The 20,416-nt window shown below is 48.7% G+C and carries 18 protein-coding genes; 12 read left to right on the forward strand and 6 right to left on the reverse strand.

The features are described from left to right. Nucleotides 1-31 precede the first annotated feature (31 nt). Complete coding sequence (gene metK, locus ABGI61_RS06990; protein ID WP_347598922.1) at nt 32-1,180, reverse strand: methionine adenosyltransferase; 1,149 nt, start codon at nt 1,178-1,180, stop codon at nt 32-34. A gap of 335 nt (nt 1,181-1,515) precedes the next feature. On the opposite strand from metK, the gene tkt reads away from it, so the two are divergent. The 10 genes from tkt to ABGI61_RS07040 all read left to right on the forward strand — a co-directional run bounded on the left by tkt (nt 1,516) and on the right by ABGI61_RS07040 (nt 12,110). Beyond that, the gene (tkt, locus tag ABGI61_RS06995; protein WP_347598925.1) at nt 1,516-3,513 is read left to right on the forward strand and encodes a transketolase; all 1,998 of its coding nucleotides are present in this window, start codon (nt 1,516-1,518) and stop codon (nt 3,511-3,513) included. Nucleotides 3,514-3,562: 49 nt separating this feature from the next. Further along, entirely contained in the window at nt 3,563-4,591 is a 1,029-nt protein-coding gene (gene epd, locus ABGI61_RS07000; RefSeq protein ID WP_347598928.1) for an erythrose-4-phosphate dehydrogenase, read from the forward strand. 1 nt (nt 4,592) lies between these two features. After that, complete coding sequence (locus ABGI61_RS07005; RefSeq protein WP_347598931.1) at nt 4,593-5,771, forward strand: phosphoglycerate kinase; 1,179 nt, start codon at nt 4,593-4,595, stop codon at nt 5,769-5,771. A gap of 56 nt (nt 5,772-5,827) precedes the next feature. Further along, nucleotides 5,828-6,892: a class II fructose-bisphosphate aldolase gene (fba, locus tag ABGI61_RS07010; protein WP_347598934.1), complete on the forward strand. Its 1,065-nt coding sequence runs from the start codon at nt 5,828-5,830 to the stop codon at nt 6,890-6,892. Nucleotides 6,893-7,140: 248 nt separating this feature from the next. Then, nucleotides 7,141-7,911: a DUF3450 domain-containing protein gene (locus ABGI61_RS07015; protein ID WP_347598937.1), complete on the forward strand. Its 771-nt coding sequence runs from the start codon at nt 7,141-7,143 to the stop codon at nt 7,909-7,911. Between the two features lie 6 nt (nt 7,912-7,917). Continuing rightward, nucleotides 7,918-9,285, forward strand: a complete 1,368-nt coding sequence (locus tag ABGI61_RS07020) for a MotA/TolQ/ExbB proton channel family protein (RefSeq protein ID WP_347598940.1) — start codon at nt 7,918-7,920, stop codon at nt 9,283-9,285. Beyond that, nucleotides 9,285-9,812, forward strand: a complete 528-nt coding sequence (locus ABGI61_RS07025) for a MotA/TolQ/ExbB proton channel family protein (protein ID WP_237739877.1) — start codon at nt 9,285-9,287, stop codon at nt 9,810-9,812. Before ABGI61_RS07020 ends, ABGI61_RS07025 begins: the two co-directional genes overlap by 1 nt. Before the next feature lie 12 nt (nt 9,813-9,824). Continuing rightward, nucleotides 9,825-10,229, forward strand: coding sequence for an ExbD/TolR family protein (locus ABGI61_RS07030; protein WP_347598943.1), 405 nt, complete (start codon nt 9,825-9,827; stop codon nt 10,227-10,229). Between the two features lie 2 nt (nt 10,230-10,231). Beyond that, complete coding sequence (locus ABGI61_RS07035; RefSeq protein ID WP_347598946.1) at nt 10,232-10,849, forward strand: energy transducer TonB; 618 nt, start codon at nt 10,232-10,234, stop codon at nt 10,847-10,849. Nucleotide 10,850: 1 nt separating this feature from the next. Continuing rightward, a complete protein-coding gene (locus tag ABGI61_RS07040; RefSeq protein ID WP_347598949.1) occupies nt 10,851-12,110 on the forward strand; it encodes a tetratricopeptide repeat protein in 1,260 nt (419 codons plus the stop codon). A gap of 107 nt (nt 12,111-12,217) precedes the next feature. On the opposite strand, the gene prsR is transcribed toward ABGI61_RS07040, so the two are convergent. The 3 genes from prsR to ABGI61_RS07055 are packed head-to-tail and all read right to left on the reverse strand — an operon-like array spanning nt 12,218 to nt 16,410. After that, complete coding sequence (gene prsR / locus ABGI61_RS07045; protein WP_347598952.1) at nt 12,218-13,573, reverse strand: PEP-CTERM-box response regulator transcription factor; 1,356 nt, start codon at nt 13,571-13,573, stop codon at nt 12,218-12,220. Nucleotides 13,574-13,607: 34 nt separating this feature from the next. Further along, complete coding sequence (gene prsK / locus ABGI61_RS07050) at nt 13,608-15,632, reverse strand: XrtA/PEP-CTERM system histidine kinase PrsK (RefSeq protein ID WP_347598955.1); 2,025 nt, start codon at nt 15,630-15,632, stop codon at nt 13,608-13,610. A 37-nt stretch (nt 15,633-15,669) separates the two neighbouring features. After that, the gene (locus tag ABGI61_RS07055) at nt 15,670-16,410 is read right to left on the reverse strand and encodes a S1 family peptidase (protein ID WP_347598958.1); all 741 of its coding nucleotides are present in this window, start codon (nt 16,408-16,410) and stop codon (nt 15,670-15,672) included. Between the two features lie 143 nt (nt 16,411-16,553). Here ABGI61_RS07055 and ABGI61_RS07060 point away from each other — a divergent pair, with 143 nt between their 5' ends. Next, nucleotides 16,554-17,417 carry a patatin-like phospholipase family protein gene (locus ABGI61_RS07060; protein WP_347598961.1) on the forward strand — a complete coding sequence of 288 codons (864 nt, stop codon included), beginning with the start codon at nt 16,554-16,556 and terminating at the stop codon, nt 17,415-17,417. A gap of 40 nt (nt 17,418-17,457) precedes the next feature. Here the strand turns inward: ABGI61_RS07060 and ABGI61_RS07065 are convergent, their stop codons facing one another. Next, the gene (locus ABGI61_RS07065) at nt 17,458-18,501 is read right to left on the reverse strand and encodes a Leu/Phe/Val dehydrogenase (protein ID WP_347598964.1); all 1,044 of its coding nucleotides are present in this window, start codon (nt 18,499-18,501) and stop codon (nt 17,458-17,460) included. A gap of 235 nt (nt 18,502-18,736) precedes the next feature. On the opposite strand from ABGI61_RS07065, the gene ABGI61_RS07070 reads away from it, so the two are divergent. Next, nucleotides 18,737-19,165 carry a DUF4826 family protein gene (locus tag ABGI61_RS07070; protein WP_347598967.1) on the forward strand — a complete coding sequence of 143 codons (429 nt, stop codon included), beginning with the start codon at nt 18,737-18,739 and terminating at the stop codon, nt 19,163-19,165. Nucleotides 19,166-19,240: 75 nt separating this feature from the next. Here the strand turns inward: ABGI61_RS07070 and ABGI61_RS07075 are convergent, their stop codons facing one another. Further along, entirely contained in the window at nt 19,241-20,395 is a 1,155-nt protein-coding gene (locus tag ABGI61_RS07075; protein WP_347598970.1) for a ribosomal protein uL16 3-hydroxylase, read from the reverse strand. Between the last annotated feature and the right edge of the window lie 21 nt (nt 20,396-20,416).

Genomic DNA, 20,416 nt, shown 5'->3' on the forward strand with positions numbered 1-20,416 from the left:
CAGGCTCTCCTTTTTTGACATCTAACGGGCGTTACTTGGCGTACTGGCGCAGTAACTCGGCCTTATCGGTTTGCTCCCACGGGAACTCGTTACGGCCGAAGTGACCATAAGCTGCTGTTGGCTGATAAATTGGCCGCTCTAACTTTAACATTTCAATTAAGCCGTATGGGCGTAAGTCAAAGTGTTCGCGTACCAGTTTAATCAGCTCGTCTTCGCTCAGTTTGCTGGTACCAAAGGTTTCCAGGCTGATAGACGTTGGCTCGGCCACGCCGATAGCATAAGACACTTGAAGCTCACAGCGGTCGGCCAGGCCAGCAGCGACGATATTCTTTGCCACATAACGGGCAGCGTAAGCGGCTGAGCGGTCAACTTTTGATGGGTCTTTACCCGAGAAAGCACCACCGCCGTGACGGGCCATACCACCATAGGTATCAACGATAATTTTACGGCCGGTTAAGCCGCAGTCGCCCATAGGGCCGCCGATAACAAAGCGGCCGGTTGGGTTAATAAAGAACTTGGTTTTGCTGCTTAACCACTCTGCCGGTAACACCGGCTTGATGATGGTCTCCATAACTGCTTCACGCAAATCAGCCGTGCTGATGGTGTCGCAGTGCTGGGTAGACAGGACTACCGCATCAATACCCACAGGTTTGCCATCTTCGTAGATAAAGCTTAACTGTGATTTGGCATCCGGGCGTAACCAGGGCAGGGTACCGTCTTTGCGCACCTGCGCCTGGCGCTGTACCAGGCGGTGTGAATAAGTAATAGGGGCTGGCATTAACACATCAGTTTCGTTACTGGCGTAACCGAACATCAGGCCCTGATCGCCGGCGCCTTGCTCTTTCGGGTCGGCTTTATCTACGCCCTGGTTAATGTCAGGTGACTGCTTACCGATGGCATTTAGTACCGCACAAGAGTCAGCGTCGAAGCCCATATCTGAGTGGGTATAGCCGATTTCGCGTACGGTTTTACGGGTGATTTCTTCAATATCAACCCAGGCTGAAGTGGTAATTTCGCCACCAACTAGCACCATACCGGTTTTAACAAAGGTTTCGCACGCAACACGGGCTTTAGGATCTTGTTCCAGGATTGCATCCAGTACGGCGTCTGAAATCTGATCGGCGATTTTATCCGGATGACCTTCCGATACCGACTCAGAGGTAAAAATGTGTTGTGCCATCTGTTGTATTCCAAAAATAAGGTTAATGCAGTTAAGTCCATAGTCAGGCTTTACACCAGCATGAACTCAAAAAAATAGGCGGCTATTCTAGAGAAAGCGTTAACACTTTGCCAGAAAAATCTGCCACCCAGACGTCTTTAATGCTATTTTAACGGCAATAATACGCTAAGCAGCGCGCTTGGATTAGTGGCAGGTAAAATTCTTTTTTTAGCGCCGATTAAAATTTGCCATCTGGCAGGGGCTCTGGGAAAATAGCGCGCCATGCCGCCTTGAGCAATCAGCTTTTATAATAAGTCGCTTCGTCAAACAGAAGCCGCCTACAGTCAGGAGTGAAGATGCCATCTCGTAAACAACTCGCTAATGCGATCCGTGCGTTAAGTATGGATGCGGTGCAAAAAGCCAAATCAGGACACCCGGGCGCCCCTATGGGCATGGCAGATATTGCCGAAGTATTATGGCGTGATTTCCTCAGGCACAATCCGCAGGACCCGAGCTGGCCAAACCGCGACCGCTTTATCTTATCTAATGGCCACGGCTCTATGTTGTTGTATTCACTATTGCATTTAAGCGGTTACGAGCTAAGCATTGATGATTTAAAGCAGTTCAGACAGCTGCACTCAAAAACGCCGGGCCACCCGGAGTATGGCTATGCACCGGGCGTAGAAACCACCACAGGACCGCTGGGCCAGGGTATTACCAACGCCGTGGGTATGGCGATTGCGGAAAAAGCATTAGCGGCTCAATTTAACCAGCCGGGTTTTGATATTGTTGACCATCATACCTATGTATTTTTAGGTGATGGTTGCTTGATGGAAGGCATTTCGCATGAGGCCTGTTCATTAGCCGGTACTTTGGGTTTGGGTAAGCTGATTGCGTTTTGGGATGATAACGGCATTTCTATTGATGGCCATGTTGAGGGCTGGTTTACCGATAACACCCCGGCGCGATTTGAAGCCTACGGCTGGCATGTGATCAGTAATGTTGATGGCCATGATGCGGCTGCGGTAGAAGCGGCCATTAAACAAGCCAAAGCCGAAACAGGCAAACCAACGCTGATTTGCTGTCGCACGGTAATAGGCTACGGCGCGCCTAATAAAGGTGGCAGCCATGATTGCCACGGTGCTCCGCTGGGCGATGCTGAAATCGCTGCCGCCCGTGAATACTTACAGTGGCCGCATGCACCTTTTGATGTTCCAGCTGATATTTATGCCGACTGGGATGCCAAAGCCAAGGGCGGTGAAGCGCAGCAAAGCTGGCAGCAATTGTTCGCCCGTTACAGCGCTGCACACCCAGAATTAGCCGCTGAGTTTAGCCGTCGCGTCTCCGGTCAGTTGCCTGAGGGCTGGGCGGTACAATCACAAGCTTATATCGAGCAGCTGCAAGCCAACCCTGCCACTATTGCTACCCGTAAAGCGTCGCAAAATGCGTTGAACGCCTTTGGCCCGTTATTACCTGAATTTATGGGCGGCTCAGCGGATTTAGCCGGCTCTAACCTGACGATCTGGTCTGGCTCTAAACCGCTTACTGCACAAGATGCCAGCGGTAATTACATTTATTATGGTGTGCGTGAATTTGGTATGTCGGCCATTATGAACGGCATAGCGCTACACGGCGGCTTTGTACCTTATGGCGCAACCTTCCTAATGTTTATGGAATATGCCCGTAATGCGGTGCGTATGGCAGCGTTGATGAAGCAGCGTGCTATTTTTGTTTACACCCACGACTCTATTGGCTTGGGTGAAGATGGCCCAACGCATCAGCCGGTAGAACAGCTGGCAGCGCTGCGTGCTACGCCAAATTTGATGAACTGGCGTCCTTGTGATCAGGTTGAATCAGCCATTGCCTGGCAGGCCGCGATTGAGCGTACCGAAGGCCCAACCACGTTGATTTTTACCCGGCAAAATCTGGTACAGCAAACGCGCGATGCTAAGCAACTGGCCGACGTGAAACGCGGCGGTTATATCTTACGGGATTGCGCCGGCACGCCAGAGCTTATTTTTATTGCTACCGGTTCAGAGGTTGAACTGGCGATGCAGGCGGCTACAAAGCTTGCGGCAGAAGGTAAGGCAGTGCGAGTGGTTTCTATGCCATCGACCGATGTATTTGAGCAGCAAGACGCCAGCTACCGCGAAGCGGTGTTGCCCTCTACTGTAACCAAACGGGTGGCGGTTGAGGCTGGTATTACCGATTGCTGGTATAAATACGTCGGTTTAACCGGCAAAATTATCGGCATGACCAGCTTTGGTGAATCGGCGCCGGCTGAGCAGTTATTTGAACACTTTGGCATTACGACCGATAAGGTGCTAGAGGCTGCGCGTGAGCTTCTGGCATAAGGGTTAATCTAATGGGATCAGCACTGGTCCCATTTTTCTATGTGGTGATATGGCAATTCGACTGGCGATAAATGGCTTTGGCCGTATTGGCCGCAACATACTGCGGGCAATTTATGAAAATGGCTTGCAACAACAGTTGCAGGTGGTGGCAATTAATGAACTGGCCGATGCTAAAGGCGTCACGCACTTGTTAAAGTATGACTCGTCGCATGGTCGTTTTGCCTTTGATGTAAACGCTTTTGATGGTGGTATCCGCGTTGCCGGTGATGCGATCAGGTTGTTTTGTGAGGCAGATCCGCTGGAGCTGCCCTGGCGTGAGCTGGATGTTGACGTCGTGCTGGAGTGCACCGGCGTGTTTCACAGCCGTGAGCATGCTAACTGGCATTTAACAGCCGGCGCGAAGAAAGTGCTGTTTTCTCATCCGGCCGACAGCGATATCGACGCCACTATTATCTATGGCATTAATCAGCAGCTGTTAACGGCGCAGATGTCGGTGGTATCGGCAGGCTCCTGTACCACTAACTGTATTGTGCCGGTGATCCAGGTGCTGGATCAGCATTTTGGTGTAGAAAGCGGCACTATCACCACTATTCATGCCTCAATGCACGATCAGCAGGTAATAGATGCCTATCATCCGGATCTGCGTCGTACCCGTGCGGCTAGCCAGTCGATAATTCCGGTGGATACCAAATTAGCGCTGGGGATAGAACGTATTCTGCCAAAATTTGCCGGCCGCTTCGAAGCTATAGCGGTGCGGGTACCTACCTTAAATGTCACCGCGATGGATTTAAGCGTAACACTGCATCAGGATGTCAGCATTGCAGCAGTTAATCAGGTGCTGGCGCAAGCGCGTCAAGGCGCCCTTAACGGGATTTTAGATTACACCGAAGAGCCGCTGGTATCAGTCGATTTTAACCATGATGCCCACTCTTGCATTGTCGATGGTTCACAAACCCGGGTCAGCCACAAGCGGCTGGTAAAATGTCTGGTGTGGTGCGATAACGAATGGGGTTTTGCCAACCGCATGCTCGACACTGCGCGGGCGATGATGCAACCGAATTTACAACAAGGAGCTTGAAATGTCTGTTATTCGCATGAGCGATCTGGATCTTAACGGTAAACGTGTACTGATCCGGGAAGATTTAAACGTGCCGGTAAAAAATGGCAAGGTTACGTCAGATGCGCGGCTAAAAGCGGCTATCCCGACGATTGAGTTGGCGCTGAGTAAAGGTGCCAAAGTGATGGTGATGTCACATTTGGGCCGGCCGGAAGAGGGCGTTTATGACGCTGAAGCCTCATTGCAGCCAGTGGTAGATTATCTGGCTCAGGCATTAAAAGCACCGGTGCGCTTAGCGGCCGATTACTTAAACGGCATCAATGTTGCTGCCGGTGAAGTGGTGGTATTTGAAAACGTGCGCTTTAACAAAGGCGAAGGTAAAAACGACGATAGCCTGGCACAAAAGCTGGCCGCGCTGTGCGATGTGTTTGTCATGGATGCCTTTGGTACTGCGCACCGCGCTCAGGCGTCGACCCATGGTGTGGCCAAGTATGCGCCTGTAGCCTGCGCTGGCCCCTTGCTGGTCGCTGAGCTTGATGCGTTAGCGGCAGCATTAAAGAACCCGAAACGGCCATTAGTGGCGATTGTCGGCGGCTCTAAAGTATCGACCAAACTTACCGTGTTGGAGTCCTTATCAGGTATTGTTGACCAGCTGATTGTTGGCGGCGGCATCGCTAACACCTTTATTGCGGCAAGCGGTCATAATGTGGGTAAATCCTTATATGAAGCCGATTTAATTGCCGAAGCGCAGCGCTTGATGGCGCAGGCCAAAGCGCGTGGCGGCAATATACCGGTACCAACCGATGTGGTGGTTGGCCAGGCGTTCAGTGAAACCACCCCCGCCACCTTAAAGCCGGTATCAGCCGTTGCTGCTGACGATATGATTTTCGATATAGGCCCGGATACCACCGCACAGTTAGTAGAAATCTTAAAAACGGCAGGCACCATTGTCTGGAATGGCCCTGTAGGTGTGTTTGAATTTGACCAGTTTGCCAAAGGCACTGAGGCGATAGCACAGGCTATTGCGCAAAGCCCGGCATTTTCTATTGCCGGTGGCGGTGACACCCTGGCGGCGATAGATAAGTACAATATTGCTGACAAAGTATCTTATGTCTCAACCGGTGGTGGTGCCTTTTTAGAGTTCCTGGAAGGTAAAACCTTACCGGCAGTGGCTATACTGGAACAGCGTGCTAAAGCATAAAACATAATAATAATGTCATACTACAACTGTACCCTAAAAGATTAAGAGAGGATTTCATGGCCCTTATTTCAATGCGTCAGATGCTGGATCACGCCGCCGAGTTCGGTTACGGCATTCCCGCATTTAACGTCAACAACCTCGAGCAGATGCGCGCTATTATGCTGGCAGCGGATAAAACCGACAGCCCGGTGATAGTGCAGGCTTCTGCCGGTGCGCGCAAATATGCCGGTGCGCCTTTTCTGCGCCACTTAATTCTGGCGGCAGTAGAGGAGTTTCCACATATTCCGGTGGTGATGCACCAGGATCACGGCACTTCACTGGCTGTGTGTCAGCGTTCTATTGCGCTGGGCTTCTCTTCCGTGATGATGGATGGCTCTTTAGGCGAAGATGGCAAAACGCCGATGGATTATGCTTACAACGCCGGTGTAACGCGCAAAGTTGTTGAAATAGCGCACGCTTGTGGTGTCTCGGTAGAGGGCGAGTTAGGGTGTTTGGGCTCGCTGGAAACCGGTGCTGCCGGTGAGGAAGATGGTATTGGCGCTGACTGTATTTTAAGCCATGACCAGATGCTGACCGATCCGGAAGAAGCGGCACAGTTTGTGCGCGAGACGCAGGTCGATGCACTGGCTATTGCCTGTGGTACCTCGCATGGCGCTTATAAATTCAGCCGGCCACCGACAGGCGATATTCTGGCGATTGACCGAATTAAGGCTATCCATGAACGTATTCCGGATACACATTTAGTCATGCATGGCTCATCATCTGTACCACAGGACTGGCTGCAAATTATCAACGAGTATGGCGGTCAAATCCCTGAAACTTATGGTGTACCGGTAGAGCAGATTCAGCAGGGTATTAAATACGGTGTGCGTAAAGTTAACATTGATACCGACTTACGCTTGGCTTCAACCGGTGCTATCCGTCGTTATCTGGCGAAACATCCGGCCGAGTTTGACCCGCGCAAATATTTGCAAGAGTCAGTGAAAGCCATGATGGAAATTTGTATCGCCCGTTATGAGGCGTTCAATGCCGCAGGACATGGCAGTAAAATCAAACCCATATCGTTGGATGCTATGGTCGCTTTATATGCTTCGGGAAAACTAACACCGAATATAAAGTAAGCTAAAAAATTAATGAACTATAACAAATTAATTTTCATTTGTTTAATAGTGCATAAATTGGGTATAAAACCATGCAAGGTACCGCGTCAGAGCAGACCTCTGAGCGCCTGAGTCGGCTTGACAAGGGCGTTTTTACCTGTAATGATGCGGACGGTTTACCCTCTAACCGAGGGCCTTTTCTGTCGTTAAGAATGGCTGGGCCCTTACACTTTCAGGTTACGTTAATCAGCAATAATTGGTTGGGAACTATGTTTAACAATAAAATTCGCAAGAGTCTTGTTGCAACAGCTCTGGCCGGTACCTTCGCGTTATCTGCGAATGTTCTGGCAACAGATTTAAAAGCGTTGCAACAGGAAGGCAGTCAGATCCAACGCGCAGCAGTGCAGTCTCAGGAAAAAATCAACACTATTTATGAACAGTCACAGGAATTACTGGGCGAGTACCGCCAAGTTGTTGACCAGACTGAAAACCTGAAGGTTTATAACGACTTCTTAGCAACACTGGTTGCTGACCAGCAGCGTCAGATTAATTCTATCCAGCGCCAGATTAACGGCCTGGAAGATACCCGTAAAGGTACAGTGCCGCTGATGTTCCGCATGATTGATGCGTTAGAACAGTTCGTTAAGGCTGATATCCCGCTGCGTACCGAGCGCCGTTTAGAGCGTGTTGAGCGCCTGCGTGAGCTGATGGGCCGTTCAGATGTGCAGTTGTCTGAGCAGTACCGTCAAATTCTGGAAGCCTACAGCATCGAAGTGAGCTACGGCTCAGAGTTAGCTGCTTTCCAGGGTACCTTACCGCTGAACGGTCAGGACATCACTGTTGAATATGTGCATGTTGGCCGTCTGTCTTTAATGGCACTGGCGCTTGATGGCAGTGCCGGCTGGGTGTGGAACAAGCAAACCTCGAGCTGGAATGAGTTACCAGGTTCATACCTGACCTCAGTAGCCCAGTTCATCAAGATGGCGCGTCGTGAAGCCACGCTTGAGATGGATCGCGTACCACTTATCGCAGCGGAGTAAGAACAGATGAAACAAGTATTTAAATCAATGTTAATTGCCGCAGCGGTAACATTATCCGCTGGTGTTGCTTTTAACGCAGCCGCTAACACTGAAAAGCTAGATCAGCTGTTAGAGCAACTGAAAAAAGAACGTACGGTAGAAGGTCGAATTAACCAGGAGCGCGAGCGTGCGTTCTTAGCTGACCGTGCGGATAAACAAGCGTTATTAAACACTGCAAAACGTCAGTACTCTGAAGAAGAAGCTCGCGGAAAACGTTTGCAAAAAGAATACGCTGACAATGACATTTTAATTGGTCAGAAGCAGCAAGAGTTAGAAAGTGCTTTAGGTACCATGGGTGAGTTGTTCGGTGTTGTTCGCCAATCAGCTAACCAATCTATCGGTACTATTACTGGTTCTATCGTTAGTGCGCAATACCCAGGCCGTGATGTACCACTGCGTTCTGTAGCATCTGCGACTGAATTACCTACTCTGACAGAAATGGAAGAGTTGTGGATGGCACTGCTGACCGAAATGACCGAGTCAGGCAAAGTGGCTCAGTTTGATGCAGAAGTGGTTAAACTAGACGGTGGTGTTGAAACCAAGCGTATTACCCGTTTTGGTACTTTCCACCTGACGACTGACTCAGAGTACCTGATCGTAAACAACGACACTGACCAGATCCAGCCACTGGGTCGTCAGCCTCAGTCGAAAATTCACAACTCAGTTGCGGCTTATCACAATGCAAGCACTGGTGAAGTAACGGGTATTTACCTGGATCCAACCAAGGGTAACAGCTTGCTGCGCTTAAACCAGCAGCGTTCTACCTTGTTTGAATACTATCAGGCTGGTGGTGAAGTAGGTTACATCATTACTGCCGTATTCTTTATTGGTTTGCTGATTGCACTTGAGCGTATCCTGGTGTTGTCTGCTGTTGGCGGCAAAATCCGTGCTCAGCTGAAAAACCTGGCTAACCCTTCAGATTCAAACCCGCTGGGTCGTATTCTGCGTGTTTACCATGAGAACAAAACTGCTGATGCAGAAAACCTGGAACTTAAGCTGGATGAAGCCATTCTGCGCGAAACACCAAAAGTGGAACGTGGTATCGGTTTAATCAAACTGTTCTCTGCAGTGGCACCATTACTGGGTCTGTTAGGTACTGTTATCGGTATGATCTTAACCTTCCAGCAAATCACGCTGTACGGTACTGGTGACCCGAAACTGATGGCAGGTTCGATCTCTCTGGCGCTGGTAACAACTGCTCAGGGTCTGGTTGCGGCTATTCCGTTACTGTTCGTTCACTCATTGGTATCGTCAAAAGCAAAATCAATTTTGCATGTGTTAGATGAACAGGCTGCCGGCATCATTGCTGCGCACGCGGAGCAGGAGAAAGCCTAATGATACTCCAGCTAGTAGAGCTGTGGGAATCTGTTCAGGATTTTATCCATACCGGTGGCAACGTCTTGTACGTTGTCGCCCTGGTACTCTTCGTCATGTGGTTTTTGATGATAGAGCGCTACTGGTTCCTTAAAACGGAATATCCAAAAATGAAAAAGGATATTATCGCCCGTTGGGATGCCAGAGCTGATACCACGTCATGGTATGCACATAAGATCCGTGATTGTTGGATTTCCGAGGCTTCAGATAAATTAGATCAGCGGATGCTGCTGATTAAAACCCTGGTTGCACTGTGCCCACTGGTAGGCTTGTTGGGAACCGTAACTGGTATGATTGCTGTATTCGATATTATGGCAACGCAAGGTACTGGTAACCCAAGAACCATGGCAACAGGTATCTCTATGGCGACTATTCCGACAATGTCGGGTTTGGTTGCAGCGATATCAGGTGTATTTTTCAGTGCGCGGTTAGACGTACAGGTGAAGCGTGAAAAAGCAAGCCTGGCTGACAGTCTGCCGCATCATTAAAGAGAGTTTTTTATGGCACGCAAACGTATTCGCGAAGCTGAAACAGCAGAGATCGATATCACGCCGATGATGGATATCGTCTTCATCATGCTGATCTTCTTCATCGTTACGACTTCTTTCGTGAAAGAAGCCGGTATCGATGTAAATAAACCAGAAGCTGCACAAGCTCAGAAGAAACCCAGTGCAACTATCTTTATCGCCATTCGTGCAAACGGTGAGATTTGGATGGACAAACGCACAGTCGACGTTGAGCGGGTGTCAGCAAACATTGAAAGGCTACGTGCCGAATCACCAACTGACACGATCATCATTCAAGCTGATAAAGAAGCCAAGCATGGTATCGTAATGGAAGTTATGGATCAGATTAAAACAGCTGACCCGTCGCTGGTGATTAGTGTGGCCGGGGAGACTAAGTAATTATGGTACGTTTCCTGACATCGTTAATAATCGGTGCGGTGGTAACGTTTCTGTTGTTTTTAATGATGGCTACTTTGCTGCAATCCAGTGGAAAGCGTGAAGTAAAAGAGCAAGAGCGTATTGTTATTGAGATTAACACTACGCCGCCAGACTCAGAAACGCAGACACGGCGTCCGCCACCACCACCGCCGCCGCCACCGCCAGCTCAGCCGCCTAAAGCGCCACAGCCTGAGCCTGACAATGTAAATGCGGCTGGTGCTATCGGCTTTAATATGCCTGGGTTAGATTTAGGCGCTGGCTCAGGTGGTCTTGGCGACCCGTCCAGCATGATGCGCGATGGCGATGCAACACCGATAGTAAGGATTGAACCGCGCTACCCTGTACAAGCTGCACGTGATGGCTTACAAGGCTGGGTACGTTTACGCTTTACCATCATGGAAGACGGCAGTGTAGACGAGGTTGAAGTGATCGAGGCTGAACCGCGTCGCGTATTTGACCGTGAAGCTATCCGTGCGCTGCGTCGCTGGAAATACAGCCCGAAAGTTGTCGACGGTAAGCCGATGCGTCAACCTGGCATGCAGGTACAGCTAGACTTCACGCTTGATATGGCAGGAGGTTAATATGAAAAAGTTTAAGAGACTTACCTCAGCATTAGTGGTGATGACGGCGTTGGGCGTATGTACCTCACCGGTCTTCGCCGCTGTACAGCCTAATATGGCCAAAGTGGAAGAGCGCAAAGCGCGCAAAACCCAGATAGTTGGTGAGCGTGTCGGTAAAGTGTTGGTCAAAGCCTTTGAGCTTTATAACGAAGAGAAGGTTGACGAAGCGATTGCGGCATTACTCGACGTTAGCTCAAGCAATGAGTTTGACACAGCAACCTTAAATCGTTTTTTAGGTAACTTATATGCTACTAAAGACGAAAAGCAGGCCATTAAATATCTGACACTTGCCGTCAAGCCAGATGTGCTGACTTTTGCTGACCAGGCATCTTCGATGAAGCTGTTGGCAGATATGTTGTTGCAGGACAAACAGTATCAAAAAGCCATTAAAGCTTATGAAGACTGGATTATGTTTACTGGTGAGCAGAATGCTGATGCTTATATGCGTATAGCTAACGCTTATTGGTTGATGAACCAGTATGATAAAGTGCTGGCTCCTGCAGATGATGCCATCCGCTTTTCGTCTAAGCCGATTGAAGGCCCGTATCAGCTTAAGATGGCTGCGCTTTATGAGCTTAAGCGTTATAAAGAGCTGGTAGCCGTGGTTGAAACCATGGTGCAACTGTTTCCTGAAAACAAGCAGTTCTGGGTCTATCTGGGTAACTTCTATACGTTAACCGAAGAGTACGGCAAGGCGTTATCTACGCTGCAAATGGCCTATTCACAAGGTTATCTTGAGAAGGATTCAGAAGTAAGGATGTTAGCGCAAATGTACGCTAACAATAACATTCCTTACAAAGCTGCTGTGACGATGGAAAAGCATATGAAAAGTGGTTTGGTGAAGAAAGATAAAACCAATATCACATTTATTGCTTCTAACTATCAGGCTGCGCGTGAGTTTGCCCGAGCTGCTGAGTATTACGGCGAGTTGGCAAAGTTAACCAATGATGCCGATGCTTATCGTCGCCAGGGTACTGCGTTATCCTCTATCCAGAAGTATAACGAAGCCATTGCCGCTTACGACAAAGCACTGTCGCTTAACGTTGATAAAGCGTCAAGTGTTTATATGAGCCTGGTCGATGCTTACTTCTACCAGAAGAAGTATAAAGAAGCTTATGCCGCGTTGATGAATGCAAAGAAAGACCCTGCTATGTCCCGTCAGGTGCGTAGTTGGGAGTCGTATATCAAAGATAAAGCGAAACAAAAAGGCATTAGCCTGTAATAGAAAACCCCACTTCGGTGGGGTTTTTTGTTGGTTTTAATCATATGGTTTTACGATAAGATGTTATCGTTTATCCAGCATCGGAAAAAAGCCAGGCCGATATGGTGTCAAACTTCGGCTTCAGTGTTACGCAAATCGTGTAAGCGATATTTATCAATCAGGGCATATAGTGTTGGCCGGGTAATTCCCAAGCTGTCAGCCGTTTTTGATAAGTTACCATTGGCCAGGGTGTAGGCGTGACGAATGGCCTGTGTTTCAGCCAGCTCGCGTACTTTTCTTAGCGTATCGGTTTTAATATGTTGACTGGCCAATCCTAAATCGTCTGCGCTTATGTATTTGCTATCGGCTAAGATAACCGCAGATTTAAGCTTGTTTTGTAACTCCCGAATATTGCCGGGCCAATGATAGGCTAACATGGCCTGTAGCGCGTTGTCGTTAAAGCCCTGAACCTGAGTATTAAACTCCTGATTAAACTTATGCAGCAAGGCTTTGGCTATCACAGCTATATCATGGCCGCGCTCACGCAGCGGCGGTATGGTTAAGGTAATCTCGCTAATACGATAGTACAGATCTTCACGGAAGCTTTGTTGCGCGACCATATCAGCAAGATTACGGTGGGTGGCGCAAATTACTCTGACATCTACTTCGAGCTCCTGGCGTCCACCAACGCGCTCAATAACCCGCTCTTGTAAAAAGCGTAGCATTTTTGCTTGCAAGCTAAGGGGCATATCCCCTATCTCATCAAGTAACAGGGTACCACCGTTTGCGCACTCAATTTTACCGAGCGTGGTCTTGTTGGCACCCGTAAAAGCGCCTTTTTCATAGCCGAATAGTTCACTTTCTAACAGGTTTTCGGGTATTGATGCGCAGTTAATTGCCACGAAGGGTTTTTTATTGCGAGGGCTTTGCCGGTGAATGGCGCGGGCAAATACCTCTTTGCCTGTGCCACTTTCACCCAGTAGCAAGGTTGTTATCTCGGTAGGGGCTATTTTCTCTACCGTACGGCAGGCTTTTAAAATTGACTCGCTATTGCCAATAATTTCGTTACTGGTTAGACCCGCACTTTTAAGCGCCCGATTCTCCGCTTCAAGCTCACTTATTTTAAATGCCCGTGCCAGTATGACATTCAAAACATCTATATCTATAGGTTTCTGATAGTAGTCGTAAGCACCGAGCGCTATGGCTTTCAGCGCATGCTCGTTGTCTGTGCTACCTGTGATGACAACCACTTTACACTCTGGCTGAGTGGCTAATATTTCATTCAAACAGGCGAGCCCTTCGCTCGCGTTAGCCGCATCAGGGGGTAAGCCTAAGTCCAGGGTTACCACTGCCGGCTCGTAACGTCTCAGTTGAGTAAGCGCAGAAACTCTGTCAGTTGCAAATACCAGTTCGTAATCAGTTAAACTCCATTTCAGCTGTTTTTGAATACCAATGTCATCTTCAATGACTAATACTGTCTTCATGCAACAATCCTTGTAATTATTTTATTGCTTGTACTTAGTTTAACGGAAGCGTGAGGCTAAAGGTAGTTCCAACGCCTGGCTCACTTTCTACCAGCAACTGTCCCAGATGCTGTTGGGCAAAGTGTAGCGCATCATAAGCACCAACGCCCATGCCAGAGTTGCCTTTTGTAGAGTCAAACGGCTTAAACAGACGTTGCTGGATAAATTGTTCCGACATACCACAACCAGTATCACGGATTCTGATGCAAAGGCTATTCTGTTCTAAAGATAGCCGAACGGTAACATGACCGTCATTGGCGGTGGCGTGCTGGGCATTGTCGATTAAATGATACAGCACGCTGGCAAGACGCTCTTTGTCGATTGACAGCTGTACATCCTGCTCTGCAATAAGTAACGGCAGCGGCCGTTTTGCCGCGCAGCGTTGTGTGATAACTTGCTCTATCAAGTTGCGTACACTGAAGGTGCTTGTGGTTGAAGCAACCGCGCGTTTATTGCTGAGCTGCTCAAGCATGTGCCCAAGTCGCAGCTGCATAGCAGCGAGTGTGTCGAAGGTATCGGTAATAAATTCGGGGTTATCTTTATGGCGCTGACTATTGGTAAGGATTAAGTCGATTTGCGCCTTAACGTTTTTCAGATCATGCACAACAAAGGCCGACATCCGGCTGAAAGCGGCGAATTGTGCATTCTCACTTAAGGTTTTACTGGCCTGCATGAGCATGAGATAACTTGAGATTTGCTCGGTTACGAGCATCAGATAATCCCGCAGTTCCCAGTTCAGTTTTTGTTTGTCCACTTCGGGGGCATTCATCAAACACAATCCCCAAAGCTCGCCGTCAGAGTGTACAGGCAATACCAGTTGAATATCGATATTAGCCAGATCGTGTTGCGCCTTGGCGAAAGGGTCCTTTACATCAGACAGATCTACCAGCCAATGTTGTTTAGCATAACGCGCTGTGTAGCGGTTTATCAGCGTTTTTTCATCGTCTGACAAGCTGCTACGTCCCGCGCAGGATAGTAGTTTTGGGGGGCTATTCACATTTAGTCTAACCAGGCAACCCCGGCTATACCCTATTGCATTTAACCAGGCTTGTAACAAGGTATCGTACTGTTCGGCGCTACTTAAATCTATCTGACGTAAGTGCCGTGTCAGTTCCAGCCATTTTTGCCGGTAATCAAACTTATTGGCGAAGAAGTGCTTTTCGATAAAGACGCGAAAATGTCTGCGCACTGTGCCGGAGAACAGCATCAGTGCCAGCATGGCGAAACCCAGCGCCAAAAATGTGGTTTGCAGTAGGTTAGACCAGGTGCCGCCAATATATCGCAGATAGAAACCAACGATGGAGATTAAACACAGGTAGATACCAGAGGCTAATACGAGTGAGCTTTGCAGCACTATATCGCGGCTAACATAAACGCTTATGCCCCAGGCTTGAATGCGACGCACAGCGACGACTGTTATGGGTAACATCGCAGCATAAACATAACCACGGGCCGCCCATAGCTGGTTATCGACCTGTCCGAACAGAGCAGATTCTGCCAATAACACAAAGTCGAACAGTATTGGCACGCTTAAACTTAATATCAGCGGCTTATATTGCCAGCGGTTATCTGCCGACTTACGATACATCGCTTCTAATAAGGCGAGTTTTAATACCCCAAGTACCAGGCTACCGGTAAATATCAGGTTAGCCGTTAGCCACGATGAAGCGCATAGCATAAACCATAGTAACAGTGTCAGACTGAGTAACCACACCGCGCGCGCGCGAAAAAACGGTTTCAGGTGTTGAATTTTTGCGTTAAGTGCAGACAGCAGAAACAGCAGTAGCAAGTAGCTACGGATGAGTTCAAGACCCAGGGATGTCAGCGTAGAGTAGGGGGCAATTTGCTCAAAGCTGTAATATAACGCCCAGACCACGCCGCCCAGCGCCCAACTGAGCAGCAACAACCGCGGTAGGTTTTTTACCCGGGTAACCAGGATCAACAGAAAAAAAACAGAATACGCCAGTGCAGCCAGCAAAAAGCCAATTTTGTCTACGGCAAGTTGGGTCAGCAGTTCCATAGCAAAGTTACCGTTTAAACAGCGTGCACATGGTGCGTTATTGTAATAACGGTAATAAAAACCGCACTGGAATAGCGTAGCTAATGGCGCTGGGGTCGCTTAATACCGCTTCGCGTGTCGACTTGACATATACCTTGTTAATAATGCCAATAACGTCGCCGGTTTGCGCATTATATAATGGGCTGCCGCTGTTGCCCGGATAAGCCGTGGCGTCTAATTGATACACCAGATAAGGTTGCTGTAACCGGCGCAGTGCTGCAGCTTGTAGCTGCCCAGAGTTATCCGCAGGTATGGCGATGGGGGTTAATGCAGAGATAATGCCCCGGTGAGTTGCTGGATATAGGCCCAACACAGCGGTAATAGGAAACCCTGTGAAAGCAATGGCAGTGCCTTCAGCCTGAAGCTCGCCAGAGCCTAACGTGAGAGCTGGCAGGCGCTCTTTTATCGTCAGCACAGCCAGATCATAAGCCGCTTCATGGCGGCTACTAATAATGGGGTGTACTTTAACCTGGTCGGCACTGCCGGAAAGCACGACATACTGTTCATTTTTATCATTATTTAATCGTGGTGCAATGACATGGTAATTGGTCGCAACTTTGCTGCCATCTGCAACAGCAAAGCCGGTGCCAATTAAACGGATCCTCGGTGCGCCAAGTGGGTTATGAATACCAATAGCGACCACTGAGGGCTTAACCTTAGCAATAGTATCCGGCAGGCTGGCAAGCACGGATAACGGCAAGCACAGCAGCAAGGCGAGAAAATACCAAACACGATACATAAGCCAGACATTCCTTATCTACATTCTTGTGTTCTGCCATCATCTTAGCCCAGATTGACGCAAATAGCTGCATCAATCTCTGGCAGAACACGCAATATGTCCCATACTAACAAGGTGATGTAAATGCTTAGGATAGAGCCCATATGCCGTTTCACACCAACGCACAGATAGTGCCGATTTTCTCTGGCGGTGGTACCCGCTTAAGCTGTTACATAGGTATCTTGCAGGCGCTAAATGACATGGGATTTCGATTTAATCACCTGGTGGGCGTATCTGGTGGCAGTATCGTTGCATCTTTGTATGCGGCAGGCTGGAGTTTACCAGACATTAAAGCTTTGGCACTGCAAACCGATTTTCGTCAGTTCTGGAGTTTCTCTTTTACCTCGCTGTTGCGAAGTGGCGGCTTGTGTAATGGTAACCGGCTGGAGCTATGGCTGGATAAGCAATTGCAAGGCGCAACTTTTGACAGCCTTGATTATGATTTGCACGTATTGGCCACCGATATTAACGGTGGCGGGCCTGTAGTGTTCAATAAAAGCCTGACGCCTAAACTTAAAGTGTCAAAAGCAGTGCGTTTTTCTATGTCTATTCCGTTGTTTTTTTCGTTTCAGGCGTTTGAAAACCACATTATGACTGATGGTGTGATTTTATCAGAAGACGCTTTGCATCATGACTGGTCGGGTGCCGGGCTGCCGCTGATTTGCTTTCGGCTAAAAAGTGACGCTGAAGCACGGCCTTTGCAGCCGCGTCGTTATTTTCCATTAGTTTCTTACCTGATTATGCTAACCCGCACCTTTATGAGCGCAGTGTCGCGCGAGTACGTGCATGCTGAGCACTGGCACAACACTATAGTGGTGAATACCGGTGCGGTGTCATCGGTCGATTTTGCCATGAACATTGAGCAAAAGCAGATGTTGTATGACGCCGGCTACACCACCGCCAGCCAGATAGTGCCGCTTAAACTGGCCCAGCTTTTCGCCGCTAAACCACAGGGTGCGCAGGCATAAAAAAGCCACTAAAAAGTGGCTTTTAAGACGCTAACCAGCTTTATGCTTGGCCGCGACGGATAATTTCCTGCGCCATCAGATCGGCAACAACACTGGTCGGTTGCTTTTCAGCATCGGCGCGTTGGAACAGGTTTAACAGCGTATCGTAAATAGTCATCACTTTTGACGTTGACTCCGCCTCAGAGTAACCTTGAGGCCGCATTTCAAAAGCAACGTTGATGATACCACCGGCGTTAATCACATAATCGGGTGCATACAAAATGCCTTTTTGCCGAAGTAACTCACCATGGCGCGCTTCTTTTAACTGATTATTGGCGCAGCCGGCGATGATGCTAACTTTAAACTGCTCGATGGTTTTGTCGTTTACGGTGGCGCCCAAGGCACAAGGCGCATAAATATCGGCGTCGACGCTGTAAATATCATCTAACCCGACGGCGACGGCACCAAATTGTTCAACCGCGCGCTTCACAGCGTCCTGGTTGATATCGGTAACAATTAATTTAGCGCCATCGCGGTGTAAATGCTCACACAAATAGAAACCAACGCTGCCAAGGCCCTGTACCGCAACTGTTTTGCCACTTAAATCATCGCTGCCAAACTGGTGTTTAGCCGCCGCTTTAATGCCTCGGTAAGTACCCAGCGCGGTAAAAGGTGCAGGATTACCGCTTTTACCTTCTAAGCCGGCAACAAAAGGTGTCTCTTTATTTACGATCATGATATCGCCAGTGGTTATGTTGACATCCTCTGCACTGTAGTAGCTGCCAGATAACCTGTGCACCATACGGCCAAAAGCACGGAATAGCGCTTCAGATTTAATGCTCTTGGCATCGCCGATGATTACCGACTTGCCACCACCCAGCGGCAAACCCGCCATAGCATTTTTATAGGTCATACCGCGTGATAAGCGCAGCACATCATTAATGGCATCTTCATCTGTGGCGTAATTCCATAAACGGCAGCCGCCAACCGCAGGGCCTAAGGCTGTACTGTGTACTGCAATAATGGCTTTTAAACCGGTTTCTGCATCACTACAGAACACCACTTGCTCATGATTATCGAATTCAGAATGATTAAATACTGCCACGACTGATTTCTCCGTATATTGGCCACCTGATGGGGCTTAACGTCTGTCTGGTAACTGCCGGCCTAGTGCCTGCTTTTCCGCGGCGCAATGTAACATTTCAGCCTGGCTTTCACCATATTTTACTGAAAATAATACCTGGTCAGGCCAGTGGATTGTCGACAATCTGTCAAGGTGCTTGATTGTCGGCCGGGAGTCACCTAAAGTAGCGCAAACATTAATGCAGGAACCAAAACTCATGAGTGAGCAGTTAACTCAGGAACAAATGGAGCAGGCCAGAGCCGAGTGGGTGCGGGCGCAGTTTCAAAAAGCAAACGAGTATTTAGCCAGTAAAGGTATCATACCCGATAATGTTGCCGTAAATGATAGCCGCTATCTGCCGCCTTATCTGGCGGTTTGGAAACTAAATACCAAAGATAAACAAAGCTTTTGGGTAATTAGTGGTGATTTGCCAACAGATCACTTGCCGTTGTCGGCGGCCAAAGATGCGCGTGAAGCAGTGCGGGCGTTTTCACTTAATTGGCAGCTTAAAGCACAACAAATTGTAGATGCGGGTATTAGCGATAAAACGCAGCAGGATTTTGCCAATTTGTTGATAGGACGGGCTCATGGCCTGTATGACATGTTTAACAAAGATGAACTTTGGCAGCAAAGCCAGCCCAGCTAGCTGTAATTAAAACGTTACAATAAGAAAAAACCGCAATTAATGCGGTTTTTTTATGTTTATCAAGAGCTGCAAAACCTACTCGCTAAAGTACCAGTAGCCCTGATTAATTAAGCTGGTTAATAGCATAGTACGCTCGGCTGAGCTGCAAAAGTGCTGATTCTGCGTCTGATCAAGTTCGGTAAAATCGCACAGTAACCGTGCTGTTAGTCGCTCAGAAGGCGGCAGTCTAATTTCATCGCCGTTGATAAACAGCAAGATGTCGCTACGTTCATCCTGCTGGAAATAACAACAGCGTAAGCCACCAAGGCGGCTAAGCACTGAGCCTTCTTCCAGATACTCTGCAATTTCATCACTGCCATAGTGTGGTTCGGGCTCATTTAAATCCAGCTCGTGTTTAGCTCGGGTAATCAGGCCGCCAAACCAATGTGGCAGTAGGTTGTTATCTGACACCAGTTGCTGCAACAGCTGCTGTACTTGGGTTAAATCCTGCGTTGAAATCGCGCCGACAGATTGCACCTGCTGCCGACCGGCATCAGTAAAGCGGCTGCCGGTAAGGTCATGGTCAAGCAGATAATCTGCTAAACCGGTGAGTAAGTCTTTTTGCGCCGGTGCACGAAACCCTACCGAATAGTTCAGGCTGTTTTCCAGGCTGATGCCATCATGCGGGCAGCCCGGCGGTATATATAAAATGTCGCCCGGCTCGGTAATCACATCAATACAGGCGTTAAACGGGCTTACCTGCAACAAACGCGGATGCGGGCACAGCTGTGTTAAGCTGTTATCAGGCATACCAACCCGCCAGTGACGTTTACCTTCGCCCTGAATGATAAACACATCGTACTGATCTAGATGCGGGCCTACGCCACCACCTGCGGTGGAGAAACTGACCATCAGATCATCAATCCGCCAGTTGGGGATAAAACGAAACGGATCCAGTAAGGACGCTGCCGGTGGATGCCAGTGATCGACTGCCTGCACCAGAAGTGTCCAGTTTTGCTCGCCAAAAGCTGCAAAGTCCTCGAAGGGGCCACTTTGCATATCCCATTGCTGATTAATATTGCTAACGACCCGTGACTCCACGTTCTCATCCAGCGCCAGTCCAGCCAGCTCATCGGCCGTTAACGGATCCTGAAACTGTTTAAAGCCGCCTTTAATCAGCAACGGTTTTTGCTGCCAGTAATCACGTAAAAACTCTGCAACGGTAAGGTTGCCAAAGTCTAATTGATACATAGTGCGTCCTCGGAAAAAAGG

This window comes from Rheinheimera fenheensis (assembly GCF_039871805.1).
Classification (GTDB): domain Bacteria; phylum Pseudomonadota; class Gammaproteobacteria; order Enterobacterales; family Alteromonadaceae; genus Alishewanella; species Alishewanella fenheensis.

Bases quoted from the DNA above. Each gene is read 5' to 3' on its own strand.
- metK (WP_347598922.1), bottom strand. From the start codon at position 1,180: ATGGCACAACACATTTTTACCTCTGAGTCGGTATCGGAAGGTCATCCG.
- tkt (WP_347598925.1), top strand. From the start codon at position 1,516: ATGCCATCTCGTAAACAACTCGCTAATGCGATCCGTGCGTTAAGTATG.
- epd (WP_347598928.1), top strand. From the start codon at position 3,563: ATGGCAATTCGACTGGCGATAAATGGCTTTGGCCGTATTGGCCGCAAC.
- ABGI61_RS07005 (WP_347598931.1), top strand. From the start codon at position 4,593: ATGTCTGTTATTCGCATGAGCGATCTGGATCTTAACGGTAAACGTGTA.
- fba (WP_347598934.1), top strand. From the start codon at position 5,828: ATGGCCCTTATTTCAATGCGTCAGATGCTGGATCACGCCGCCGAGTTC.
- ABGI61_RS07015 (WP_347598937.1), top strand. From the start codon at position 7,141: ATGTTTAACAATAAAATTCGCAAGAGTCTTGTTGCAACAGCTCTGGCC.
- ABGI61_RS07020 (WP_347598940.1), top strand. From the start codon at position 7,918: ATGAAACAAGTATTTAAATCAATGTTAATTGCCGCAGCGGTAACATTA.
- ABGI61_RS07025 (WP_237739877.1), top strand. From the start codon at position 9,285: ATGATACTCCAGCTAGTAGAGCTGTGGGAATCTGTTCAGGATTTTATC.
- ABGI61_RS07030 (WP_347598943.1), top strand. From the start codon at position 9,825: ATGGCACGCAAACGTATTCGCGAAGCTGAAACAGCAGAGATCGATATC.
- ABGI61_RS07035 (WP_347598946.1), top strand. From the start codon at position 10,232: ATGGTACGTTTCCTGACATCGTTAATAATCGGTGCGGTGGTAACGTTT.
- ABGI61_RS07040 (WP_347598949.1), top strand. From the start codon at position 10,851: ATGAAAAAGTTTAAGAGACTTACCTCAGCATTAGTGGTGATGACGGCG.
- prsR (WP_347598952.1), bottom strand. From the start codon at position 13,573: ATGAAGACAGTATTAGTCATTGAAGATGACATTGGTATTCAAAAACAG.
- prsK (WP_347598955.1), bottom strand. From the start codon at position 15,632: ATGGAACTGCTGACCCAACTTGCCGTAGACAAAATTGGCTTTTTGCTG.
- ABGI61_RS07055 (WP_347598958.1), bottom strand. From the start codon at position 16,410: ATGTATCGTGTTTGGTATTTTCTCGCCTTGCTGCTGTGCTTGCCGTTA.
- ABGI61_RS07060 (WP_347598961.1), top strand. From the start codon at position 16,554: ATGCCGTTTCACACCAACGCACAGATAGTGCCGATTTTCTCTGGCGGT.
- ABGI61_RS07070 (WP_347598967.1), top strand. From the start codon at position 18,737: ATGAGTGAGCAGTTAACTCAGGAACAAATGGAGCAGGCCAGAGCCGAG.
- ABGI61_RS07075 (WP_347598970.1), bottom strand. From the start codon at position 20,395: ATGTATCAATTAGACTTTGGCAACCTTACCGTTGCAGAGTTTTTACGT.